Raw genomic sequence first — 17681 nt, 5'->3', positions numbered from 1 at the left:
TTCACCCAGGCAGCGCATTGCACCAAGAGAATGCATGATTTCTCCACTCCAGCGAGCCATGCACCATTGTGTTTCCTTTGGTAATCCAACCCGGTCACCTGTGCGTTACGCCAGCAAGCACCCTCCCCCCCATCTACCCCAGCACAAGCGCCCTCAAGCAACCGAGCCAGATCAAGCACTTGAAAAAGCCAAAACAGGCAGTGAAAAAGCCTAAAAAGCACTCACCAAACCAGAATAAAAGTTGATTTACCCGCCAAAATCAGAAGGACATAAAACACCCAGAGCCAACCTGAAAGATGGCACGATTTTAGCTTTTACTCAGCGATGGATTTGCCAGACGGCAGCAGGCATACAACAAAAACAACGCCAGTCCAGTGTTTACAAGGCTTCAAGCCCATTCGGGCCAAAGCCCTGAAACAAAATCTACAGATTTGCGACATGGCTTTTTAGTCATTGCGACAAGAATGTGAAGAATTGGTTACGGATAGACTGCAACTATCGTCAACATCGGTGACGTGCTATAAGGTATGCCGCCGACACAAAAAGAAAAATCTGTCCACACCTTTCGTGCGTGACAGAAGTGCTTTCAAACCAAAGGAGCAATCACGATGCAAGTGATGAAGTGGAGCGTTATCGCCCTGGCAGTAGCCGCGGGCAGCACCCAAATGGCAGTGGCTTCCAGCCAGTCCGAATCCAAGGGCCTGATCGAAGACACCAGCTTCGAAATCTTTAACCGCGCCCTGTACATGAACCGTGATTTCCGTAGCGGTTCGCCAGCACGTAGCGCTCAGAGCTACCGTGAAGAAACCGGCCTAGGCATCCGCCTGCTGCTGGAATCCGGCTTTACCCAAGGTACTGTTGGCGTTGGTTTTGACGCACATTCTCTCAGCAGCATCAAATTTGACAGCGGCCGAGGTCGCCACTCCAACGGTCTGTTCGCAACTGATAGCGATGGTCGTGGTGAAGACACTCAAAGCGAGATCGGTGGCGCGATCAAGTTTCGTGTTTCCGACACTGTCCTGAAACACGGCAACATGTTCGTTGGCAACCCAGTTTTGAGTACTGACGACAGCCGCATTCTGCCTGAAGTCGCCACTGGCACCATGGTCACCAGCAATGAAATTGAGGGCTTGGAAATTCAAGCCGGCCGCTTCACTGCTTTAAACTCGCAAACCAACACTGCACGTGACAGTGCAAATGGTGGCGCTCTCGAATCTATTGACTTCCTTGGTGCCAGCTACAGCTTCACCGATGATTTCAGCGGTGCAATCTATGCCTCCCATGTAGAAGATCACTTCGATAAGCGTTACCTCAACTTGAACTACAACTTGGGCCTGAGTGAAGAGCAGTCGATCAATTTTGACTTCAACGCTTACCGCACCACAGACACTGGGAATAAGCTGAGCGGCAATGTAGACAACACTATCTGGAGCCTGGCTGCTGCTTATAATGTTGGCGCCCATACTATCACCTTGGCTCATCAGCGCTCCTCGGGCAACTCCGGCTATGCCTACGGTGTTGATGGTGGCGGCACCATCTGGCTGGCCAACTCCGTTCAGTACTCCGACTTCCTCTACGAAGACGAGACTTCTTGGCAAGTTCGCTACGACATTGACATGGCCTCCTATGGTGTACCGGGCCTGAGCTTCATGACCCGCTATGTCGCTGGTGACAACATCAACATGGGCGCAGCTCAAAGCGATGCATCCGAACGTGAACTCGATATCGAAGCCAAGTACGTGATCCAGGAAGGCGCTGCAAAGGATCTGTCCTTCCGCATCCGTAATGCCTTCTACCGTGCAGACAACCGTCTGGACAACGACATCAACGATTTCCGTCTGATCGTCGAGTACCCGCTGAGCGTTCTGTAATTCAGTCCGTTTAGTTGCTACACAAAAAAGCCCGACCTAGGTCGGGCTTTTTTGTGGCTTAAGATCCATGGTGCCGCGCTGTGACACGTCATGGTGCGAAGATAAAAATTGCTCACGGTAATTTTTTGCCTGAATCAAACTCACAAGGGCAAGGCATAGGTTCCTGTTACATGGGCTACCAGTTCTTCCTCATTGCCCGCCGAATACAACGACACCTCGCATACTGCCTGGCGGCGACTCAAACGCAGGATACGTGCTGCGGCTAGCAGGTCCACCGGTTTGGGCTTGACCAGAAAGTTGATATTCAGGTTCGAGGTCACCGCCATTTCAACCCGGCCCAGGCGCCCCAGCACCACGGCATACATGGCCGCATCAGCCAGGGCCATAATGGTCGGCCCGGACAGGGTGCCACCAGGGCGAATCAACTTATTGTGAAACGGCACCCGAGCCAGCACGCCATCCTCATCCAGGCGATCGATACACAGGTTGATATCTTCGGCCATGGGCAGCCCCGCCCGAATCAGCCCCTGCACCTGCTCTGCACTTAAACTCGACATCCACACACTCCCCTTCTGAGAACCTGTTTACGATCTAGCGAGCTAGAGCCATACAAGGCGCTACGTTAGTAACAGCCTCCGGCTTATCAAGCAGGCGAGGAAGCGGAGTTTACTGGTGTAAATGAGCATTCCGAGCTTGTTTTTAACGCAGTAGGGCCGACGCGCAGCAGATCGCAATCAGGTTCTGACGGCATCCTGTACGCCGCTATATAGGCACCGTACAATGCCGGCCATTGAAATCCCCTTGCAAACGACAGAACGGCCAATTATGCGTACCAGTCAGTTCCTGCTCTCGACCCTGAAAGAAACCCCTTCCGATGCCGTGGTGATCAGCCACCAGCTGATGCTGCGTGCCGGCATGATCCGCAAGCTGGCATCCGGCCTGTATACCTGGCTGCCCATGGGCCTGCGCGTGCTGCGCAAGGTGGAAAAGGTGGTGCGCGAGGAGATGGACGCCGCCGGCGCCCTGGAAGTGCTGATGCCGGGCATCCAGCCGGCCGAGCTGTGGCAGGAGTCCGGGCGCTGGGAGCAGTATGGCCCCGAGCTGCTGCGCATGAAGGATCGTCACGGTCGCGACTTCTGCGCAGGCCCCACCCACGAGGAAGTGATCACCGACCTGGCGCGCAATGAGCTGAACAGCTACAAGCAGTTGCCAATCAATCTGTATCAGATCCAGACCAAGTTCCGCGACGAGATCCGCCCACGCTTCGGCCTGATGCGCGGCCGCGAGTTCATCATGAAGGACGCCTACTCCTTTCATGCCGACCAGGCTTCCCTGCAGGAAACCTACGACCGCATGCACCAGGCCTACTGCAATATCTTCACCCGCCTGGGCCTTAACTTCCGCCCGGTGCAGGCCGACACCGGCTCCATCGGCGGCACCGGCTCCCACGAGTTCCATGTGCTGGCCGAGTCCGGCGAGGACGATATCGCCTTCAGCAACGCCTCCGACTACGCCGCCAATATCGAGAAGGCCGAAGCCATCCCACGTGAAACCGCGCGCGGTGCCGCCACCGAGGCCATGCGCCTGGTTGAAACCCCGAACTGCAAGACCATCGACGATCTGGTCAGCCAGTTCAACCTGGCCATCGAGAAAACCATCAAGACCCTGGTGGTGCATGGCAGTGAGGAAGGCACCCTGGTTGCCCTGATCATCCGTGGTGATCACGAGCTGAACGAAATCAAGGCTGCCAATCTTGAGCTGGTAGCCAGCCCCCTGGTGTTCGCCTCCGAGGCCGAAATCCGCGCGGCCATCGGTGCCGGCCCCGGCTCCCTGGGCCCGGTCAACCTGCCGATTCCCTGCATTATCGACCGTAGCGTGGCGCTGATGAGTGACTTCGGCGCCGGCGCCAATAGCGACGACAAGCATTACTTCGGCATCAACTGGGAGCGCGACCTGCCGCTGCCGGCGGTCGAGGACCTGCGCAACGTCGTGGCCGGCGATCCTAGCCCCGATGGCCAGGGCACCCTGGAGATCAAGCGCGGCATCGAGGTCGGGCATATCTTCCAGCTCGGCACCAAGTACAGCCAGGCGCTGAACTGCCAGGTGCTGGGCGAAAATGGCAAGCCAGTGACTCTGACCATGGGCTGCTACGGTATCGGCGTCTCCCGCGTGGTGGCAGCTGCCATCGAACAGAACAATGACGAGCGCGGCATTCTCTGGAACGATGCCCTGGCCCCCTTCCAGATCGCCCTGGTGCCGCTGCGCTACGAAACCGAACTGGTGCGCGAAGCCACCGACAAGCTGTATGCCGAGCTGACCGCCGCCGGTTTCGAGGTGCTGCTGGACGACCGCGACAAGAAGACCAGCCCCGGCATCAAGTTCGCCGACATGGAGCTGATCGGCATTCCGCATCGCATCGTGGTCAGCGACCGCGGCCTGGCTGAAGGCAACCTGGAGTACAAGAGCCGCCAGGAAACCGAAGCCCAGGCCGTACCCGTGGCCGACATCATGGCCTTTATCCAGGCCCGTATCCGCCGCTAATCAGCTGTCAAGCAAGAGCCATCATGTTCACACGAAGCACCTTGCAACCGATCGGCGCCGCACTCTGCGGCGTCCTGTTCTTAAGCGGCTGTGCCAATCAGTTGCCACAGCGTAGCGAGCATGAAGAGCGCTTCGAGCGCAAACTGCTCGATCACGACATGCTGATCGAGACAGGAGAGCCTGCGGTGCTGGAATTGCCACAGCGACGGATCGAGGTGCATGAGCAGAAGACCTTTGAGGTGACCCGCATCGAAGTCACCCGCCGCTATGATCGCTATACCCCCTACCAACCCTGGCGTGAACTCTATGAGGTGCCCGCAGGCGCCGTGGCAGTGGTCGGCGGCATCACGGCCAACGCGCTCAACGTTCTGCTGCTCGGCAGCCTCCCGGACAGTGCCACCAAGGACCTGATCGGCTACGGCTTCGCCGGGCTCAACCCCTTTATGAATATAGAGTCCAATGGCCGCTCGCAGCAGAACCTGGCCAGCCTCGAAGAGCAGCGTCACGAGCCCCATACCGAATACCTGAATTTGCCCTGGAGTGAACAGCGTGTTCAGGTACTGGCTGGTGATGAAACCTATGAACTGCAAACCGATCGCCACGGCATCCTGCGCCTCAATCTGCTCGACAGTCCGTTCGCCGATCAGGACATCAGCCGCATCAATCGCCTGGTGCTCAGCGTAGAAGCCCCACAGGGCAGCGCACGCAGCGACGCCACCCTGCTGGTCAGTCGCACCCTGCGCGGAAAGCTGCAGGAAGCCCACGCACTGATCTTCAACGACCTGGAAGCTGATGATGTGGCGCAGTGGGTGCACCGGGTGCAGCGCCTCTCCGAGCTGGGCCTGGAAGAGGAAGCCAGCGAACTGGAACAGAGCCTGATCGAACTGACCCGCAACGACCCCGAGCTGCAGCAAAGCTTTCTCCAGGCCCTGACCCGTACCGGGCGCAAGGTCAGCGAATAGCGCAGTACAGCGGATGGGCAGATACCTGCTGCTGGCCTGCTGCCTGACACTGCTTTGCCAATCCGCTCAGGCCAGCCTGCGCCAGGCGCCAGATGCCGAACTGCGCGCCGCATTACAGCGCACCGTGAACCAGGCCGACAGTTTTGCCGATCGCTTTGAAGCGCAAGTCTGGCTGCTGGATATGTCGACCCGCCTCAAGCGCTATGTGCCCGATACCGAGGAACGCCTGGACCTGCTGCGTCTGGTGCATCGAGAAGCCAGCAAAGCCGGCTTGCGCCCCGATCTGGTGGTGGCGCTGATTCACGCCGAAAGCCTGTTCGACCGTTTTGCCATTTCCTCGGTGGGTGCCCAGGGGCTGATGCAGGTGATGCCCTTCTGGAAAGCCGAACTGGGCCGCCCCCAGGACAACCTGACCGACAACGCCACCAATCTGCGTTACGGCTGCACCATCCTGGCCCACTACCTCAAGCGCGAGCAGGGCGATCTACGTCGCGCCCTGGCCCGCTATAACGGCAGCCTGGGCCAGGACAAGTACCCGAACAAGGTGATTGGCTTCTGGTATGACTACTGGCATGTAAAACCCTAGGGTCTGTTGCCGTTTCATCGCGAGACGCGAATGAAATGGCAACAGACCCTAAGCATCCGCATCAACGCAACAGCTGAAAGTCCACAAACCCCTGGACCGGCTGCCTGTGCAGCTCCAACTCATGAACCTGGGGTTGAGCCGGCCCCTGCTCCAGCCAGCGCGACAAGTGCTGCAGCGCCTGCTCATCGCCCTCATACCAGACTTCGACACGACCATCGCTCAGGTTGCGTACCCAGCCGCGCAAGCCCAGAGCCTGAGCCTGTTGCAGCGTCGACTGGCGAAAGTACACACCCTGCACCCGCCCCGACACCAGTGCCTGCATGCACTGTTGCGACATGCCCTCAGCCCTCCTTGCGCAATGCGCTGATGCGGGCAATCAGGGCCTCGGCGGTCTGCTCCCCCAACAAGCGCTCACGCATACGCCCCTGGTCATCGATCAGATAGGTGACCGGCAGTACTTCGGTGACCGGCAAACCGAAGCGCGCAGCCGGGTCCTGCGCCAGCACGGTAAAGCGAATGCCCATCTCCTCGACGGCCTGGCTGAGTTTCTCACCCTGCAAACCATCGAAGTTGACCCCCAGCACCCGCACACTGCCATCCTCGAAGCGCTGTTCAAGACCATTGAGTTCGGGAATTTCGCTGCGACAGGGCGCGCACCACTGAGCCCAGTAATTGATCACCAGCCACTGGCCTTCCGGGCCGGCAACCGCTACCTTTCGTCCATGCTGATCAACACCCAGATCCTCGCCACAGGCCCCGAGAATCAGCGCCATGCTTATAACGGCAACCATTTGCATGACTGTTTGGAACTGCTTGCCCATGCACCCGCTCCTCGATAAACCAAGGTTGATATGACCCTAGATGCCTTGTGTCTGGAAGTACCGGATCTGCTTGACGAAGCAGCCCTGCCTCTTGCCGAACTCAATCAGGCACTCGGCCAGGCCCGCCAAGAAACCCTGAGCAATGGCCTGCAACAGGTTCTGAGCCTGCTGTTTCGCCTCAACCGCAGCGCCACGACCTTACTCGAAAGGCAGCGGGCCCTGCAAAGCTTCAGCGAGGAATACCGCCACTACGCCAATGCCTTTCAGGGCACGCAAGCGCCACCCAGTCTGTTTGTTCGCCTCTGCGATGAACTGGCCATCGGCTTTAAACGCCTGTTGCTGCAGATGCTGCAGGGCCGGCAACCCTCACGCCCGCACCTGGCCTGGGGCCTGTATATGGCCCAGTATTTTCTTGCCCAGAGCCTGCTGCGTCACTACCAGCTGTATCGTGAACCCGAGTCCGGCCTGTGGCGCGACAGCCACCTGCTGTACTGGATCGGCGAGCAGCAGCAATGCCTGGATGAACCCGTCGCGGCCGCCTTTCAGCCACAACCGGCCAACACCCTGCGCGGTCTTTACCAACAGATGCTGCTGGTGGCCCAAAGCAATCCCTTCCATCTGGCCGAAGGTGAATGCCTGCAACTCTTCAGCGCCCTCTCGCCCCTGGCCGAACTGGTCCGACTGCAACCCTGGGACGAAGAGGATGACGCTGAAGGAACAATCATTGACCTGAGCGCTGCGCAACCTTGCCTGAACCATGGCCAGCAGATTGACAGTCCAACCCATCTGCGCCGCCTTGAGTTGGGCGCCCTGCTGGTGGCGGTGCTAGACCCCTCACCCCTGCAGAGCCAGGCCCAGCGGCACCTGCTGGAGCAAGCGAGCCGGCATTGGCAAGGACGCCAACAGCGCCGCCATGAACGCACCGAGTACAGCCGTGAATGCCGGCTGGTGGTAGGCATCGGCGCCATCCATGCGCAGTTGCTGGAGCAACGCCCCAGCCAGACCAGCGCCCAGATACTCGATGCCAGTCCCGGCGGCGCCCGCCTGCTGTGTAACCCGGACAGCGGCACGCAGCTGCCGATTGGCCAGTTGCTGTTATTGCTGACCGGCAGCGAAACCCCCACTTTGGCCCTGATCCGCTGGCGCCATAGCAATGAACAGGGCCTGCATCTGGGCCTGCGTTATCTCAAAGGCCTGCCACGGCCAGTCTGGTTGCGCCGAACCCCCAGCTCACAACCTCACCCGGCCGTGCTGCAAAGCACACCCGCACCCGGCAGCGGCTGGCATCACGGCCTGTGGCTCGGCAACGAGCAATTCAGCAGCGGGGAGAACCTCTGGCTGCAACTGGTCAACACCCTCAATCAAACCGCCCTGATGCTGCCCGCCAGCAACCTCTGCAGTCCGGCCGTCAGTCGTTACCCGCTACGCCTGGCCTGATCGCTGAAACTGCGAGACAAATCACGCCTTACGCCGGCAGAGCGCACAGTTTCAAGGCTGTGCCGGCTCTTATAATTTCCCGCAGTGCACTGAATGTCATTTGCTCTCTGCCGGGAACCCTCACCATGACCCAAGCCCAAGACAAGCTGGTTGGCTCCGTCCCCTCGGCCATCATCAATAACGCACGCCTGCAACTGAGCACCTATGAAGGGCGGGTAGCCGAGTTCAATGTCGCCACCTGGCTGCAACTCCCGGGCCTGGCCAATCTGCCGGTTTCGTTGCTGGTCAGCTATCGCGATGGCGACAAGCGTCGCGAAGTCATGATCGACCATGGCAAGGTCAATGCACATGGCAAGATTCTGCTGTCCGGCATCGCCCGCATGCCGGTCAGACAGAAGATCGAAGAGATGCAGGTGCGCCTGCGCTCGGCGGTACCGGCATCGGCACTGGTGGTGGAGGAATTATTCGTGCAGGCCGTGGAAATGGCGCAGAACGCACCACGCCAAGCCAGCGCCTAATCCCACGACAATCCCACAGCCCCGCGCATCGACGCGGGGTTTTGCATTTAGCCTGACAACACCTCAGTGGAACCCTGAGACGCCGCAGGCAGGTTATCCGCACCAGCAGTGGGTTCCAGGGAAGGCTGCGGCACGCGTTCCTGGTCGCTGCACAGTGACTGTGGCCAGCAACTGAAGTGCAGGCCGGTAATCCGGTTCAGACGCTCAAGCGCCTCCAGCGGATCGCGCTGATGCAGATAAATCACCTTGCCTTTGCTGGCTGTCATAAGCCTTCTCTCTGTGCCGATCCGTGCCATGCTGGCAAAACGACTGCAACCTGACGAACAGATTGCCAGAAGCGTGCCAGCCTCCTGATCCCCACTACAGCGGCTATGCCTTGGCTATTGGCACAAGCGCCCTCAAGAGCGCGCCGCAAACTGACGCTTTTTGTCACTCAGCCTGTTCAGGCCGCAACCAGCTGGCCAGACTCTGGGAAAACAGCAGTTGCTGTTGCTCGTGCAGGGTCGCCAGACTCGCCTGTAAAGCCGGATACCAGGGCTCATCGAAAGCCCCAGGCAACTGCTCAAGGCCCGGCAAGGGCCAGGGACTGGCAAGCAGCAGCTGCTGCACGGTGTAATGCTGCAGATCGCGGCACAACACCCAGCCCCCGGCACCACAGGGCGCCACCAGCTGCTGGCGCTCAAGAAACGCCAGCATGTCTTCCCACTCGTAGTCGGCCAACGGCCAACCGTGACGCTGCACATCCTTGAGGCGCACCTTGCGCCCCCTTTGCTGATAGTCGTAGAAAATCCGCAGAATCCCCAAGACGGTCAGCAGCGGCGGCACCGCACGGGCGCGCCATTGCTGGGAAGAACCCAGGTTGCACGCCAGCTCGGCGCCAAACAGCACGATCAGCCAGGACAGATAAATCCACAGCAAAAACAGAGGGACAGTGGCGAAAGCGCCATACACCAGCTGATAGCTGGGAAACAGCTGCACATAAAGGCCAAACAGCATTTTCGCCACTTCAAACAACACCGCCGCAAACAACCCGCCCAGCCAGGCATGCTTAAGCGGCACTTGGGCATTGGGTACCGTGGCATAAAGCAGGGTAAAGGCCGCCACACTGAACAGCAGCGGCATTAACGTGAGCAGGGTCTTGATCCCGAGCAGGGCATCCGGGCCGGAAATCAGCGACAGCGAGGTGATATAGGTGCTGATGGCAAAACCGCCACCCAAAAGAATCGGGCCCAGGCTGAGAATCGCCCAGTACAGCAAAAAGCTTGATACGCCACGACGCGGCTGACGCACCCGCCAGATGGTATTGAAGGCCTTTTCAATGGTGACCAGCATCCAGAAGGCCGTCGCCGCCAGCACCACCACCCCGATCCAGGTCAACTGGCGGGCCTGTTCGGTGAAACCACTCAGATACTGCTGCAGGGTTTCCCCTGCCGAAGGCACGAAGTTACGAAAGATAAAGCTCTGCACCTGTTCGCCAGTGCCCTGAAACGCCGGAATGGCGGACAGCATGGAGAAGGTCACGGTCATCATCGGCACCACCGCGAACAGCGTGGTGTAGGTCAGTGCCGCCGCCGTGTTGGCTCCACGGTTATCGATAAAGCGGCGAAAGAGAAACTGCCAAAAGCCAATAAACGTGCTGACGCGCTGATGCATTCCTGCTCCTTAGGATGGATTGGCATCTGCCACCTCCCCGTACTTCCATTCAGGTATCGATACCATTCGCGGTTAGAATAGCCGCCATCACCTCGCACAGGCGACCCACACCATGCCCGACCTCAAGTTCTACCATAACCCGCGCTGCTCGAAATCCCGCGCGGCCCTGCAATTGCTCGAAGCGCGCGGCCTCACGCCTCAGATCATCAAGTACCTGGAAACACCACTCGATGGCAGCGCCCTGCACAGCCTGCTGGACAAGCTGGGCATCAGCGCGCGCCAGTTACTGCGCAGCGGCGAAGATGAATACAAGAGTCTGGCGCTGAGCAATCCGCAGCTGAGTGAAACTCAGCTGATCGCGGCCATGGTGGAGCACCCCAAGCTGATCGAACGCCCCATCTTCGAATATGGCGACAAGGCCGTGATCGGCCGCCCACCGGAAAAGGTGCTGGAGTTGCTGCCATGAGTGCGCCCTATATCCTGGTGCTCTACTACAGCCGTCATGGCGCCACGGCGGAAATGGCCCGGCAGATTGCCCGCGGCGTCGAGCTGGGCGGCCTGGAAGCGCGGCTGCGCACCGTACCGGCGGTATCCAGCGAGTGCGAAGCCGTGGCGCCGGCGATTCCGGATGAAGGCGCCCTTTACGCCAGCCTGGATGAACTGAAGAACTGCGCCGGCCTGGCCCTGGGCAGCCCGACTCGCTTCGGCAATATGGCCGCGCCACTCAAGTACTTTCTCGATGGCAGCAGCAGCCTGTGGCTCAGCGGCGCCCTGGTCGGCAAGCCCGCCGGCGTCTTTACCTCCACCGCCAGCCTGCACGGCGGCCAGGAAACCACGCTGTTGTCGATGATGCTGCCCCTGCTGCACCACGGCATGCTGATCACCGGCCTGCCCTACAGCGAAGGCGCCCTGCTGGAGACCCGCGGCGGCGGCACGCCCTATGGTCCCAGTCACCATGCCGGCGCAGACGGTAAACGGCCCCTGGATGAGCATGAGATCGCCCTGTGCCGTGCACTGGGCCAACGTCTGGCGCAAACCGCCAGCCAACTGGAGCACAAGCGTGGCTAGAACCCCCAAACCCCTACCCTCTCTGGAATGGCTGAAGCCGCGCCTGACTTTCAGCCGCGTCGCCAGCCTGTCGAGTTTCTTCGCCCTGGCCGGCGTACTGCTGGGCTGGAACCTGTGGTTTGCCGCAATCCCCGGCAAGTTACTCTGGGTGATTCTGGCCCTGCAGCTGATCCCCTTGCTGCTACTGGCTCCCGGCCTGCTGCTTGGCCATGCCCGCGCCCATGCCTGGGCCTGCTTTGTGGTCAACCTGTACTTTATCCAGGGCGTACTGGCCGCCTTCGACCCAAGCAAGGCGCTATATGGCTGGCTGCTGGCCCTGCTTAGCCTGGCCCTGTTCTGCGCCGCCCTGCTCTACACGCGCTGGCGCTTTCAGTACGACCGCAAGTTGGCCGGCGAATAGCTGCAAGCGAATCAGCCTAACCTGCCGCCTATGGCTTGCAGCTTGAGGCTGGAGTTACCAGCCCAGGGTTTCTTTAAGAAAGGGAATGGTCAGCTTGCGCTGGGCCTGCAGTGAGGCCTGATCCAGACGTTCTAGCAGCTCGAACAGGGCGCTCATGCTGCGCTCACCCCGGGTCAGGATAAAACGTCCCACCTCATCGCTCAGCTGCAGGCCACGGCGCGAGGCACGCAGCTGCAAGGCGCGCAGCTTGTCCTCGTCGGACAGCGACAGCAGCTGAAAGACCAGTGCCAGGGTCAGGCGCGACTGCAGATCCGCCAGTTGGATGGGCAGCTCCCGCGGCGCCGTGTCAGCCGCCAGCAACAGGCGCCGGCCCGCATCGCGCAGGCGATTGAATAGATGAAACAGCGCCTCTTCCCAGTCCGCCCGCCCAGCCACCGCCTGCAGATCATCCAGACAGACCAGCTCACACTGTTCCAGGTTGTCCAGCAGTTCAGGGCCGTAATCCGCCAGTTCGGCCAGGGGCAGATAGACCGCCTGCTCGCCGCGCTGCTCGAAACGCAGACAGGCCGCCTGCAGCAGATGGCTGCGGCCGACGCCCGCGCCGCCCCATAGGTAGATCAGGCTTTCCGTCCACCCGGCATCCGCCTCGCACAAGCGTTCGACATAACCAAGGGCCGCGGCATTGGCGCCGGGGTAGTAGTTGGCAAAGGTGGCGTCATCACGCAGACGCACCCCAAGAGGCAGCTGGATAGGTTTCATTCAGGGTTCGGCGGCTCCGCGGAATCGCCCTTCGACTCACCGTAAAGATCGGAAAGTTTATAGAAATCATGGGCATGGCGCAGCAAAACCATGATCACGGCGGCGACCGGCAGAGCCAGCAACACGCCAGTAAAGCCGAACAACTGACCACCCGCCATGATGGCGAAGATCACCGCCACCGGATGCAGACCAATACGGTCCCCCACCAGCAACGGGGTCAGCAGCATGCCTTCGAGCAACTGGCCGACGGTGAACACGGCGGCAATAGCCAGCAACGGGAAAGGCTCCAGGCCGAACTGAAAGAGGCCCGCCGTCATGGCCGCACCCACGCCGACGACAACCCCCAGATACGGCACGATACTGGCCAGCCCGGCGAGGATGCCGATCAATAACCCCAGCTCCAGCCCCACCAGCATCAGCCCGGTGGAATACATCAGGCCCAGCGCCAGCATTACCAGCAACTGCCCGCGCAGGAAAGCGCCCAACACCTCATGGCACTCGCCGGACAGCTTCACCACCAGGCCCTCGCGGCTGCGCGGCAGCAGCGCCCGCACCCTGGCCATCAGCAGGTCCCAGTCGCGCATCAGGTAGAAGCTCACCACCGGAATCAGCAGCAGGTTGGCCAGCCAGGCCAGCAACGCCAGACCGGAGCTGGTGGCCTTGCTCAGCACCAGACCGACAATATCGGTGGTCTTGCCCAGCTGGCCGGAAAACGCCGCCTTGAGCTGATCGAAACGCCAGAACCCTTCACTCAGGCCAAGCTTGAGCTGAATCCAGGGCAAGGCCTGCAACTGCAGCCAGTCGAGCATCTGCGGCGCCATTTCATACAGGCGCACCATCTGCTTGCCCAGCATGGGCAGCAACACCAGCAGCATCAGCACAAGAAGCAGGCTGATTATGGCAAACACCACCACCACACCCCAGGTGCGCGAGAGCTTGTATCGCTCCAGGCGATCGACCAGCGGATCGCCCAGGTAGGCCAGCAGCACACCGATCAGAAAGGGCGACAGAATCGGCTGCAGGGCATAAACCAGCCACCCCAGCAACACCAGGGCCACCAGCCATAACCAACGATAGGACGCCATCATGTTTACCCTCCGTTCTTCCATGGAAATCGCCGCTCGATAAAAACGCTGCGCCAATCAGTTGCTGCCTGACGACTCGGGCCAGGTCCCTTCCAGTAGGGTGCGCCGTGCGCACCGCCCCAAACGCAGCAGGTGCGCACAGCGCACCCTACGAACAGAGCTGCTCCCTCAGCCGTGATCACTGACCCCGACGAGCGTGTGCACAGCGCCATAAAAAACCGCTGCACAGAGGCAGCGGTCTTCACTCAATTGGCCGGCAGTCTACCAGCGAAACCGCAATATATTGTCCCGCGGCACAATACGCGGCGCCTCAGCTGGCTCTGCCCCTTCCACCAGCGGCGCACTGGCATCCACCGGGGTTTCGCCCACGACCTCCTGCAAGCGGGCCAGAGCCAGCTGAGCACGCAACTGCTCGGCACTGGCATTGAGGGCAAAGGTCAGACGATCTCCTTCGACCTTGAGCAGTTGTGCGGCGAAGGGTTCGAGCAGGCGCTGCAGTTCGGCATAACGGCCCAGATCAGTGCCCTGTACTTCCAGGGTCAGCGTGCTCGCAGCCCCCGGGGCCACGATAAAGCGCGGCGCCAGGCGTTGACTCACGGCCAGCAGCACGGCATCGGCCAGACTCGCCTGATCCTCCGCCGCGGTCTTGCCCTGCTCACGGGTTTCGCCCAGCCATAACCGCCACTGCGCCTGCCACTGGCCGTCTGCTTCCCGGGCCTGAACCGCCAGCAAGGCGTCCGCGGCATAACGCTCGGAGGCCTCCTGCAGGGCCTTGGGCTGATCGGCGCCAAGGTTTTCCGAGTTGGCCAGCAACTGCTCGCTGAGATCGGCCAGCGGCAGGCGCAGCGGCAAACCACGGTATTGCCCAGCCTCACGCAGCGGCGCGGCAATGGCCTGGCCATCGCCCAGCAGGCTGCTGCCTTCGATACTCTCACTCAACCACCAGACCAGAATGGCCGGGCGATTGGCACCCCATAGCGCCAGCCCGCCCTGGCGCAGGCTGCGTTCGGTACTGAGTGGATCAAACTCCACCAACAGACGCTCACCTTCATAGCCGTACTGACTGATGATCTGCTTGGGGTCCTTACGCAGTTCGGCCACAGCCGGATTGCTCAGCGCCTCATTGCTGCCGGTCAGGCGCAGCACCAGGGTGTCCAGGGCACGCACCAGAGCAGCATCGCGAGCCTCCGGCTGCTGGCTCTCAACGGCCTCGCGCACCTCGTACAGATCGGTCACGGGCGCCGCCCAGGCGGGCAGGCCAAACAGGGGCAAACTGGCAAGCAACAAGCGAAGGGTCACACGCATGGAAGGTTCTCGACGGACGGAGACTGGCTCTGGAGCCAGACGGGAAGGCTCCTACCTTAAACAGCCGCCTGCATGCTCGCAACCATCGCCGCGCGCGGCTGGCCGCTGCCCGGCAAGCCTGATAAAATCGCGCGCCTTCGCACACTGCCCGGCACGGGTCGGTGTCTATTCGAATTCCCCCTTAAAGGCCTGGATCTATGAGCAAGCAACCCTCCATCAGCTACAAGGACGCAGGTGTAGATATCGACGCGGGCGAAGCCCTGGTCGAACGCATCAAGGGCGTGGCCAAGCGCACCGCGCGTCCGGAAGTCATGGGTGGGCTGGGCGGTTTCGGCGCCCTGTGCGAGATCCCGGCCGGCTACAAGCAGCCGGTACTGGTGTCCGGCACCGATGGCGTGGGCACCAAGCTGCGCCTGGCACTGAACCTGAACAAGCACGACAGCATCGGCCAGGATCTGGTCGCCATGTGCGTCAACGACCTGGTGGTCTGCGGCGCCGAGCCGCTGTTCTTCCTCGACTACTACGCCACCGGCAAGCTCAATGTCGACGTGGCCGCCACCGTGGTCACCGGCATTGGCGCCGGCTGCGAACTGGCGGGCTGCTCCCTGGTTGGCGGTGAAACCGCCGAGATGCCGGGCATGTATGAAGGCGAAGACTACGATCTGGCCGGCTTCTGCGTCGGTGTTGTGGAAAAGGCCGAAATCATCGACGGCTCCAAGGTTGCCACCGGCGACGCGCTGATTGCCCTGCCGTCCTCCGGCCCGCACTCCAACGGCTACTCGCTGATCCGCAAGATCATCGAAGTGTCCGGCGCCGATATCGAAACCACCCAGCTGAACGGCCAGCCGCTGACCGACCTGCTGATGGCGCCGACGCGCATCTACGTCAAGCCGCTGCTCAAGCTGATCAAGGACACCGGTGCGGTCAAGGCCATGGCCCATATCACTGGCGGCGGTCTGCTGGACAACATCCCGCGCGTGCTGCCCAAAGGCGCCCAGGCCGTGGTCGATGTGGCCAGCTGGATCCGCCCGGCCGTATTCGACTGGCTGCAGGAGAAGGGCAACGTCGACGAGCACGAGATGCACCGCGTGCTGAACTGCGGCGTCGGCATGGTGATCTGCGTGGCCCAGGATCAGGTCGAAATCGCCCTGGCCAACCTGCGCGCCAGCGGCGAAAGCCCCTGGGTGATTGGCCAGATCGCCGAAGCAGCCGAGGGCGCGGCCCAGGTTCAGCTGAACAACCTGAAGCAGCACTGATGACAACACAGTGCAATGTGGTGGTGCTGATCTCCGGCTCCGGCAGCAACCTGCAGGCGCTGATCGACAGCATTACCCAAAACGGCAATCCGGCGCGCATCGCCGCGGTGATTTCTAACCGCGCCGATGCCTACGGCCTGACCCGGGCGCAGAACGCCGGGATCGCCACCGCCGTGCTCGATCACAAGCAGTTCGATGGCCGCGAGGCCTTCGACAGCGCCCTGATCGAAGCCATTGACGCCTTTGACCCGCAGCTGGTGGTACTGGCCGGCTTTATGCGCATCCTCACACCCGGCTTCGTCAATCATTACAGCGGCCGCCTGCTGAATATCCACCCTTCCCTGCTGCCCAAGTACAAGGGCCTGCACACCCACCAGCGGGCCCTGGAATCCGGTGACAGCGAGCATGGCTGCAGCGTACATTTCGTCACCGAGGAACTCGACGGCGGCCCGCTGGTCGTACAGGCTGTGGTGCCCGTGCTGGCAGACGACAGTGCCGAAAGCCTGGCGCAGCGTGTGCACGGCCAAGAGCACCTGATCTATCCACTGGCAGTACGCTGGTTTGCCGAAGGCCGTTTGCGTCTTGCCGACCAGGGCGCCATGCTGGACAACCAGGTCCTGCCCAGCAGCGGCCACCTTATTCGCACCTAGCTGCGCCACCCCACAGGAGACACCATGGCTCGCGCCTTATTGCTCGCACTGTCGATGATCTGCCTCCCAGCTCTGGCTACCGAACTGAAACCCTTCTCCGCCAGCTATACCGCCGACTGGAAACAGCTGCCTATGAGTGGCAGCGCCGAACGTCACCTCGAAGCACTGGATGACGGCCAGTGGCAACTGCGCTTCCAGGCGTCCATGCTGGTCGCCAGCCTGACCGAGCAAAGCACCCTGCGTCTGGAAAATAGCGCCCTAGTACCGCAGAGCTATCTGTATGAGCGCAGCGGTCTGGGCAAGGGCAAGAAGATCGAACACCGTTTCGACTGGGCCAGCAAGCAGGTGCTGGGCCAGGATCGCGGCAGCGAGGTAAAACTCCCCCTCAACCGTGGTCTGCTGGACAAATCCACCTACCAGCTGGCGCTGCAGTATGACGTGGCGGCCGGCAAGCAGAGCATGAGCTATCAGGTGGTCGATGGCGACGAGATCGAAACCTACGACTTCCGCGTACTAGGCGAAGAAGTGGTGCGCACCCAGGCGGGCATGGTCGATGCCGTGAAGGTCGAGCGGGTGCGCGACCCGACCCAGAGTGCGCGCAAGACCACGCTGTGGTTTGCCAAGGACTGGGCCTACCTGCTGGTGCGCCTGCATCAGGTGGAGAAGGACGGCAAGGAATACCAGATCATGCTGAAAGCCGGCACGGTGGACGGCAAGACCGTAGAAGGTCGCCGCGACTGAGCAGCGCTCACTCGCACAAAAAAGCCGA

20 protein-coding genes are annotated in these 17681 nt (G+C 61.0%); 12 read left to right on the top strand and 8 right to left on the bottom strand.

What is annotated here, in order from left to right; genetic code table 11:
• The first annotated feature begins 608 nt into the window (after positions 1-608).
• The gene (locus GJV18_RS08285) at positions 609-1871 is read left to right on the top strand and encodes an OprD family porin (protein WP_160344358.1); all 1263 of its coding nucleotides are present in this window, start codon (positions 609-611) and stop codon (positions 1869-1871) included.
• A gap of 140 nt (positions 1872-2011) precedes the next feature.
• Here the strand turns inward: GJV18_RS08285 and GJV18_RS08280 are convergent, their stop codons facing one another.
• Positions 2012-2428, bottom strand: a complete 417-nt coding sequence (locus GJV18_RS08280) for a PaaI family thioesterase (protein ID WP_160344356.1) — start codon at positions 2426-2428, stop codon at positions 2012-2014.
• Between the two features lie 268 nt (positions 2429-2696).
• Between GJV18_RS08280 and GJV18_RS08275 the strand changes: the two genes are divergently transcribed.
• Genes GJV18_RS08275 through GJV18_RS08265 form a run of 3 tightly spaced genes read left to right on the top strand, consistent with a single transcriptional unit; the run spans position 2697 to position 5960 of the window.
• Positions 2697-4412 carry a proline--tRNA ligase gene (locus tag GJV18_RS08275; RefSeq protein WP_160344354.1) on the top strand — a complete coding sequence of 572 codons (1716 nt, stop codon included), beginning with the start codon at positions 2697-2699 and terminating at the stop codon, positions 4410-4412.
• Between the two features lie 23 nt (positions 4413-4435).
• The gene (locus tag GJV18_RS08270; protein ID WP_160344352.1) at positions 4436-5374 is read left to right on the top strand and encodes a hypothetical protein; all 939 of its coding nucleotides are present in this window, start codon (positions 4436-4438) and stop codon (positions 5372-5374) included.
• A gap of 13 nt (positions 5375-5387) precedes the next feature.
• Positions 5388-5960 carry a lytic transglycosylase domain-containing protein gene (locus tag GJV18_RS08265; RefSeq protein WP_160344350.1) on the top strand — a complete coding sequence of 191 codons (573 nt, stop codon included), beginning with the start codon at positions 5388-5390 and terminating at the stop codon, positions 5958-5960.
• Between the two features lie 61 nt (positions 5961-6021).
• On the opposite strand, the gene GJV18_RS08260 is transcribed toward GJV18_RS08265, so the two are convergent.
• Positions 6022-6297, bottom strand: a complete 276-nt coding sequence (locus tag GJV18_RS08260) for an acylphosphatase (protein ID WP_160344348.1) — start codon at positions 6295-6297, stop codon at positions 6022-6024.
• 4 nt (positions 6298-6301) lie between these two features.
• Entirely contained in the window at positions 6302-6751 is a 450-nt protein-coding gene (locus tag GJV18_RS08255) for a TlpA disulfide reductase family protein (RefSeq protein ID WP_233280082.1), read from the bottom strand.
• Positions 6752-6811: 60 nt separating this feature from the next.
• On the opposite strand from GJV18_RS08255, the gene GJV18_RS08250 reads away from it, so the two are divergent.
• Together GJV18_RS08250 and GJV18_RS08245 are read left to right on the top strand one after the other, a co-directional pair.
• Positions 6812-8218 (top strand): PilZ domain-containing protein, encoded by a 1407-nt coding sequence (locus GJV18_RS08250; protein ID WP_160344344.1) that lies wholly within the window; start codon positions 6812-6814, stop codon positions 8216-8218.
• A gap of 125 nt (positions 8219-8343) precedes the next feature.
• Positions 8344-8736: a hypothetical protein gene (locus tag GJV18_RS08245; RefSeq protein WP_160344342.1), complete on the top strand. Its 393-nt coding sequence runs from the start codon at positions 8344-8346 to the stop codon at positions 8734-8736.
• A gap of 47 nt (positions 8737-8783) precedes the next feature.
• Here the strand turns inward: GJV18_RS08245 and GJV18_RS08240 are convergent, their stop codons facing one another.
• Both GJV18_RS08240 and GJV18_RS08235 read right to left on the bottom strand, forming a co-directional pair.
• Positions 8784-9002, bottom strand: coding sequence for a hypothetical protein (locus GJV18_RS08240; RefSeq protein ID WP_160344340.1), 219 nt, complete (start codon positions 9000-9002; stop codon positions 8784-8786).
• A gap of 163 nt (positions 9003-9165) precedes the next feature.
• Positions 9166-10389 (bottom strand): YihY family inner membrane protein, encoded by a 1224-nt coding sequence (locus tag GJV18_RS08235; protein WP_160344338.1) that lies wholly within the window; start codon positions 10387-10389, stop codon positions 9166-9168.
• A gap of 112 nt (positions 10390-10501) precedes the next feature.
• Between GJV18_RS08235 and arsC the strand changes: the two genes are divergently transcribed.
• From arsC to GJV18_RS08220, 3 genes are read left to right on the top strand one after another with little or no spacing between them, the layout of a single operon-like run.
• A complete protein-coding gene (arsC, locus tag GJV18_RS08230; protein ID WP_160344336.1) occupies positions 10502-10855 on the top strand; it encodes an arsenate reductase (glutaredoxin) in 354 nt (117 codons plus the stop codon).
• On the top strand, positions 10852-11457 hold the full coding sequence (gene wrbA, locus GJV18_RS08225; RefSeq protein ID WP_160344334.1) for an NAD(P)H:quinone oxidoreductase: 606 nt from the start codon (positions 10852-10854) through the stop codon (positions 11455-11457). The genes arsC and wrbA overlap by 4 nt, the downstream gene beginning before the upstream one ends.
• The gene (locus GJV18_RS08220) at positions 11450-11857 is read left to right on the top strand and encodes a DUF2069 domain-containing protein (RefSeq protein WP_160344332.1); all 408 of its coding nucleotides are present in this window, start codon (positions 11450-11452) and stop codon (positions 11855-11857) included. The genes wrbA and GJV18_RS08220 overlap by 8 nt, the downstream gene beginning before the upstream one ends.
• Before the next feature lie 54 nt (positions 11858-11911).
• Here the strand turns inward: GJV18_RS08220 and hda are convergent, their stop codons facing one another.
• The 3 genes from hda to GJV18_RS08205 all read right to left on the bottom strand — a co-directional run bounded on the left by hda (position 11912) and on the right by GJV18_RS08205 (position 15006).
• Positions 11912-12616, bottom strand: coding sequence for a DnaA regulatory inactivator Hda (hda, locus tag GJV18_RS08215; RefSeq protein ID WP_160344330.1), 705 nt, complete (start codon positions 12614-12616; stop codon positions 11912-11914).
• Complete coding sequence (locus tag GJV18_RS08210) at positions 12613-13704, bottom strand: AI-2E family transporter (protein ID WP_160344328.1); 1092 nt, start codon at positions 13702-13704, stop codon at positions 12613-12615. Before GJV18_RS08210 ends, hda begins: the two co-directional genes overlap by 4 nt.
• Before the next feature lie 258 nt (positions 13705-13962).
• Complete coding sequence (locus tag GJV18_RS08205) at positions 13963-15006, bottom strand: DUF2066 domain-containing protein (protein ID WP_160344326.1); 1044 nt, start codon at positions 15004-15006, stop codon at positions 13963-13965.
• Between the two features lie 197 nt (positions 15007-15203).
• Here GJV18_RS08205 and purM point away from each other — a divergent pair, with 197 nt between their 5' ends.
• From purM to GJV18_RS08190, 3 genes are read left to right on the top strand one after another with little or no spacing between them, the layout of a single operon-like run.
• Positions 15204-16262 (top strand): phosphoribosylformylglycinamidine cyclo-ligase, encoded by a 1059-nt coding sequence (gene purM, locus GJV18_RS08200; RefSeq protein ID WP_160344324.1) that lies wholly within the window; start codon positions 15204-15206, stop codon positions 16260-16262.
• Entirely contained in the window at positions 16262-16912 is a 651-nt protein-coding gene (purN, locus tag GJV18_RS08195; protein ID WP_160344322.1) for a phosphoribosylglycinamide formyltransferase, read from the top strand. The genes purM and purN overlap by 1 nt, the downstream gene beginning before the upstream one ends.
• Before the next feature lie 24 nt (positions 16913-16936).
• Complete coding sequence (locus GJV18_RS08190) at positions 16937-17653, top strand: DUF3108 domain-containing protein (protein ID WP_160344320.1); 717 nt, start codon at positions 16937-16939, stop codon at positions 17651-17653.
• Positions 17654-17681 lie beyond the last annotated feature (28 nt).

Origin of the sequence: Pseudomonas xionganensis, assembly GCF_009763245.1 — a bacterium.
In the GTDB taxonomy this organism is placed as follows: Bacteria; Pseudomonadota; Gammaproteobacteria; order Pseudomonadales; family Pseudomonadaceae; genus Aquipseudomonas; species Aquipseudomonas xionganensis.
This window is presented reverse-complemented; position numbering and strand designations above follow the sequence as displayed.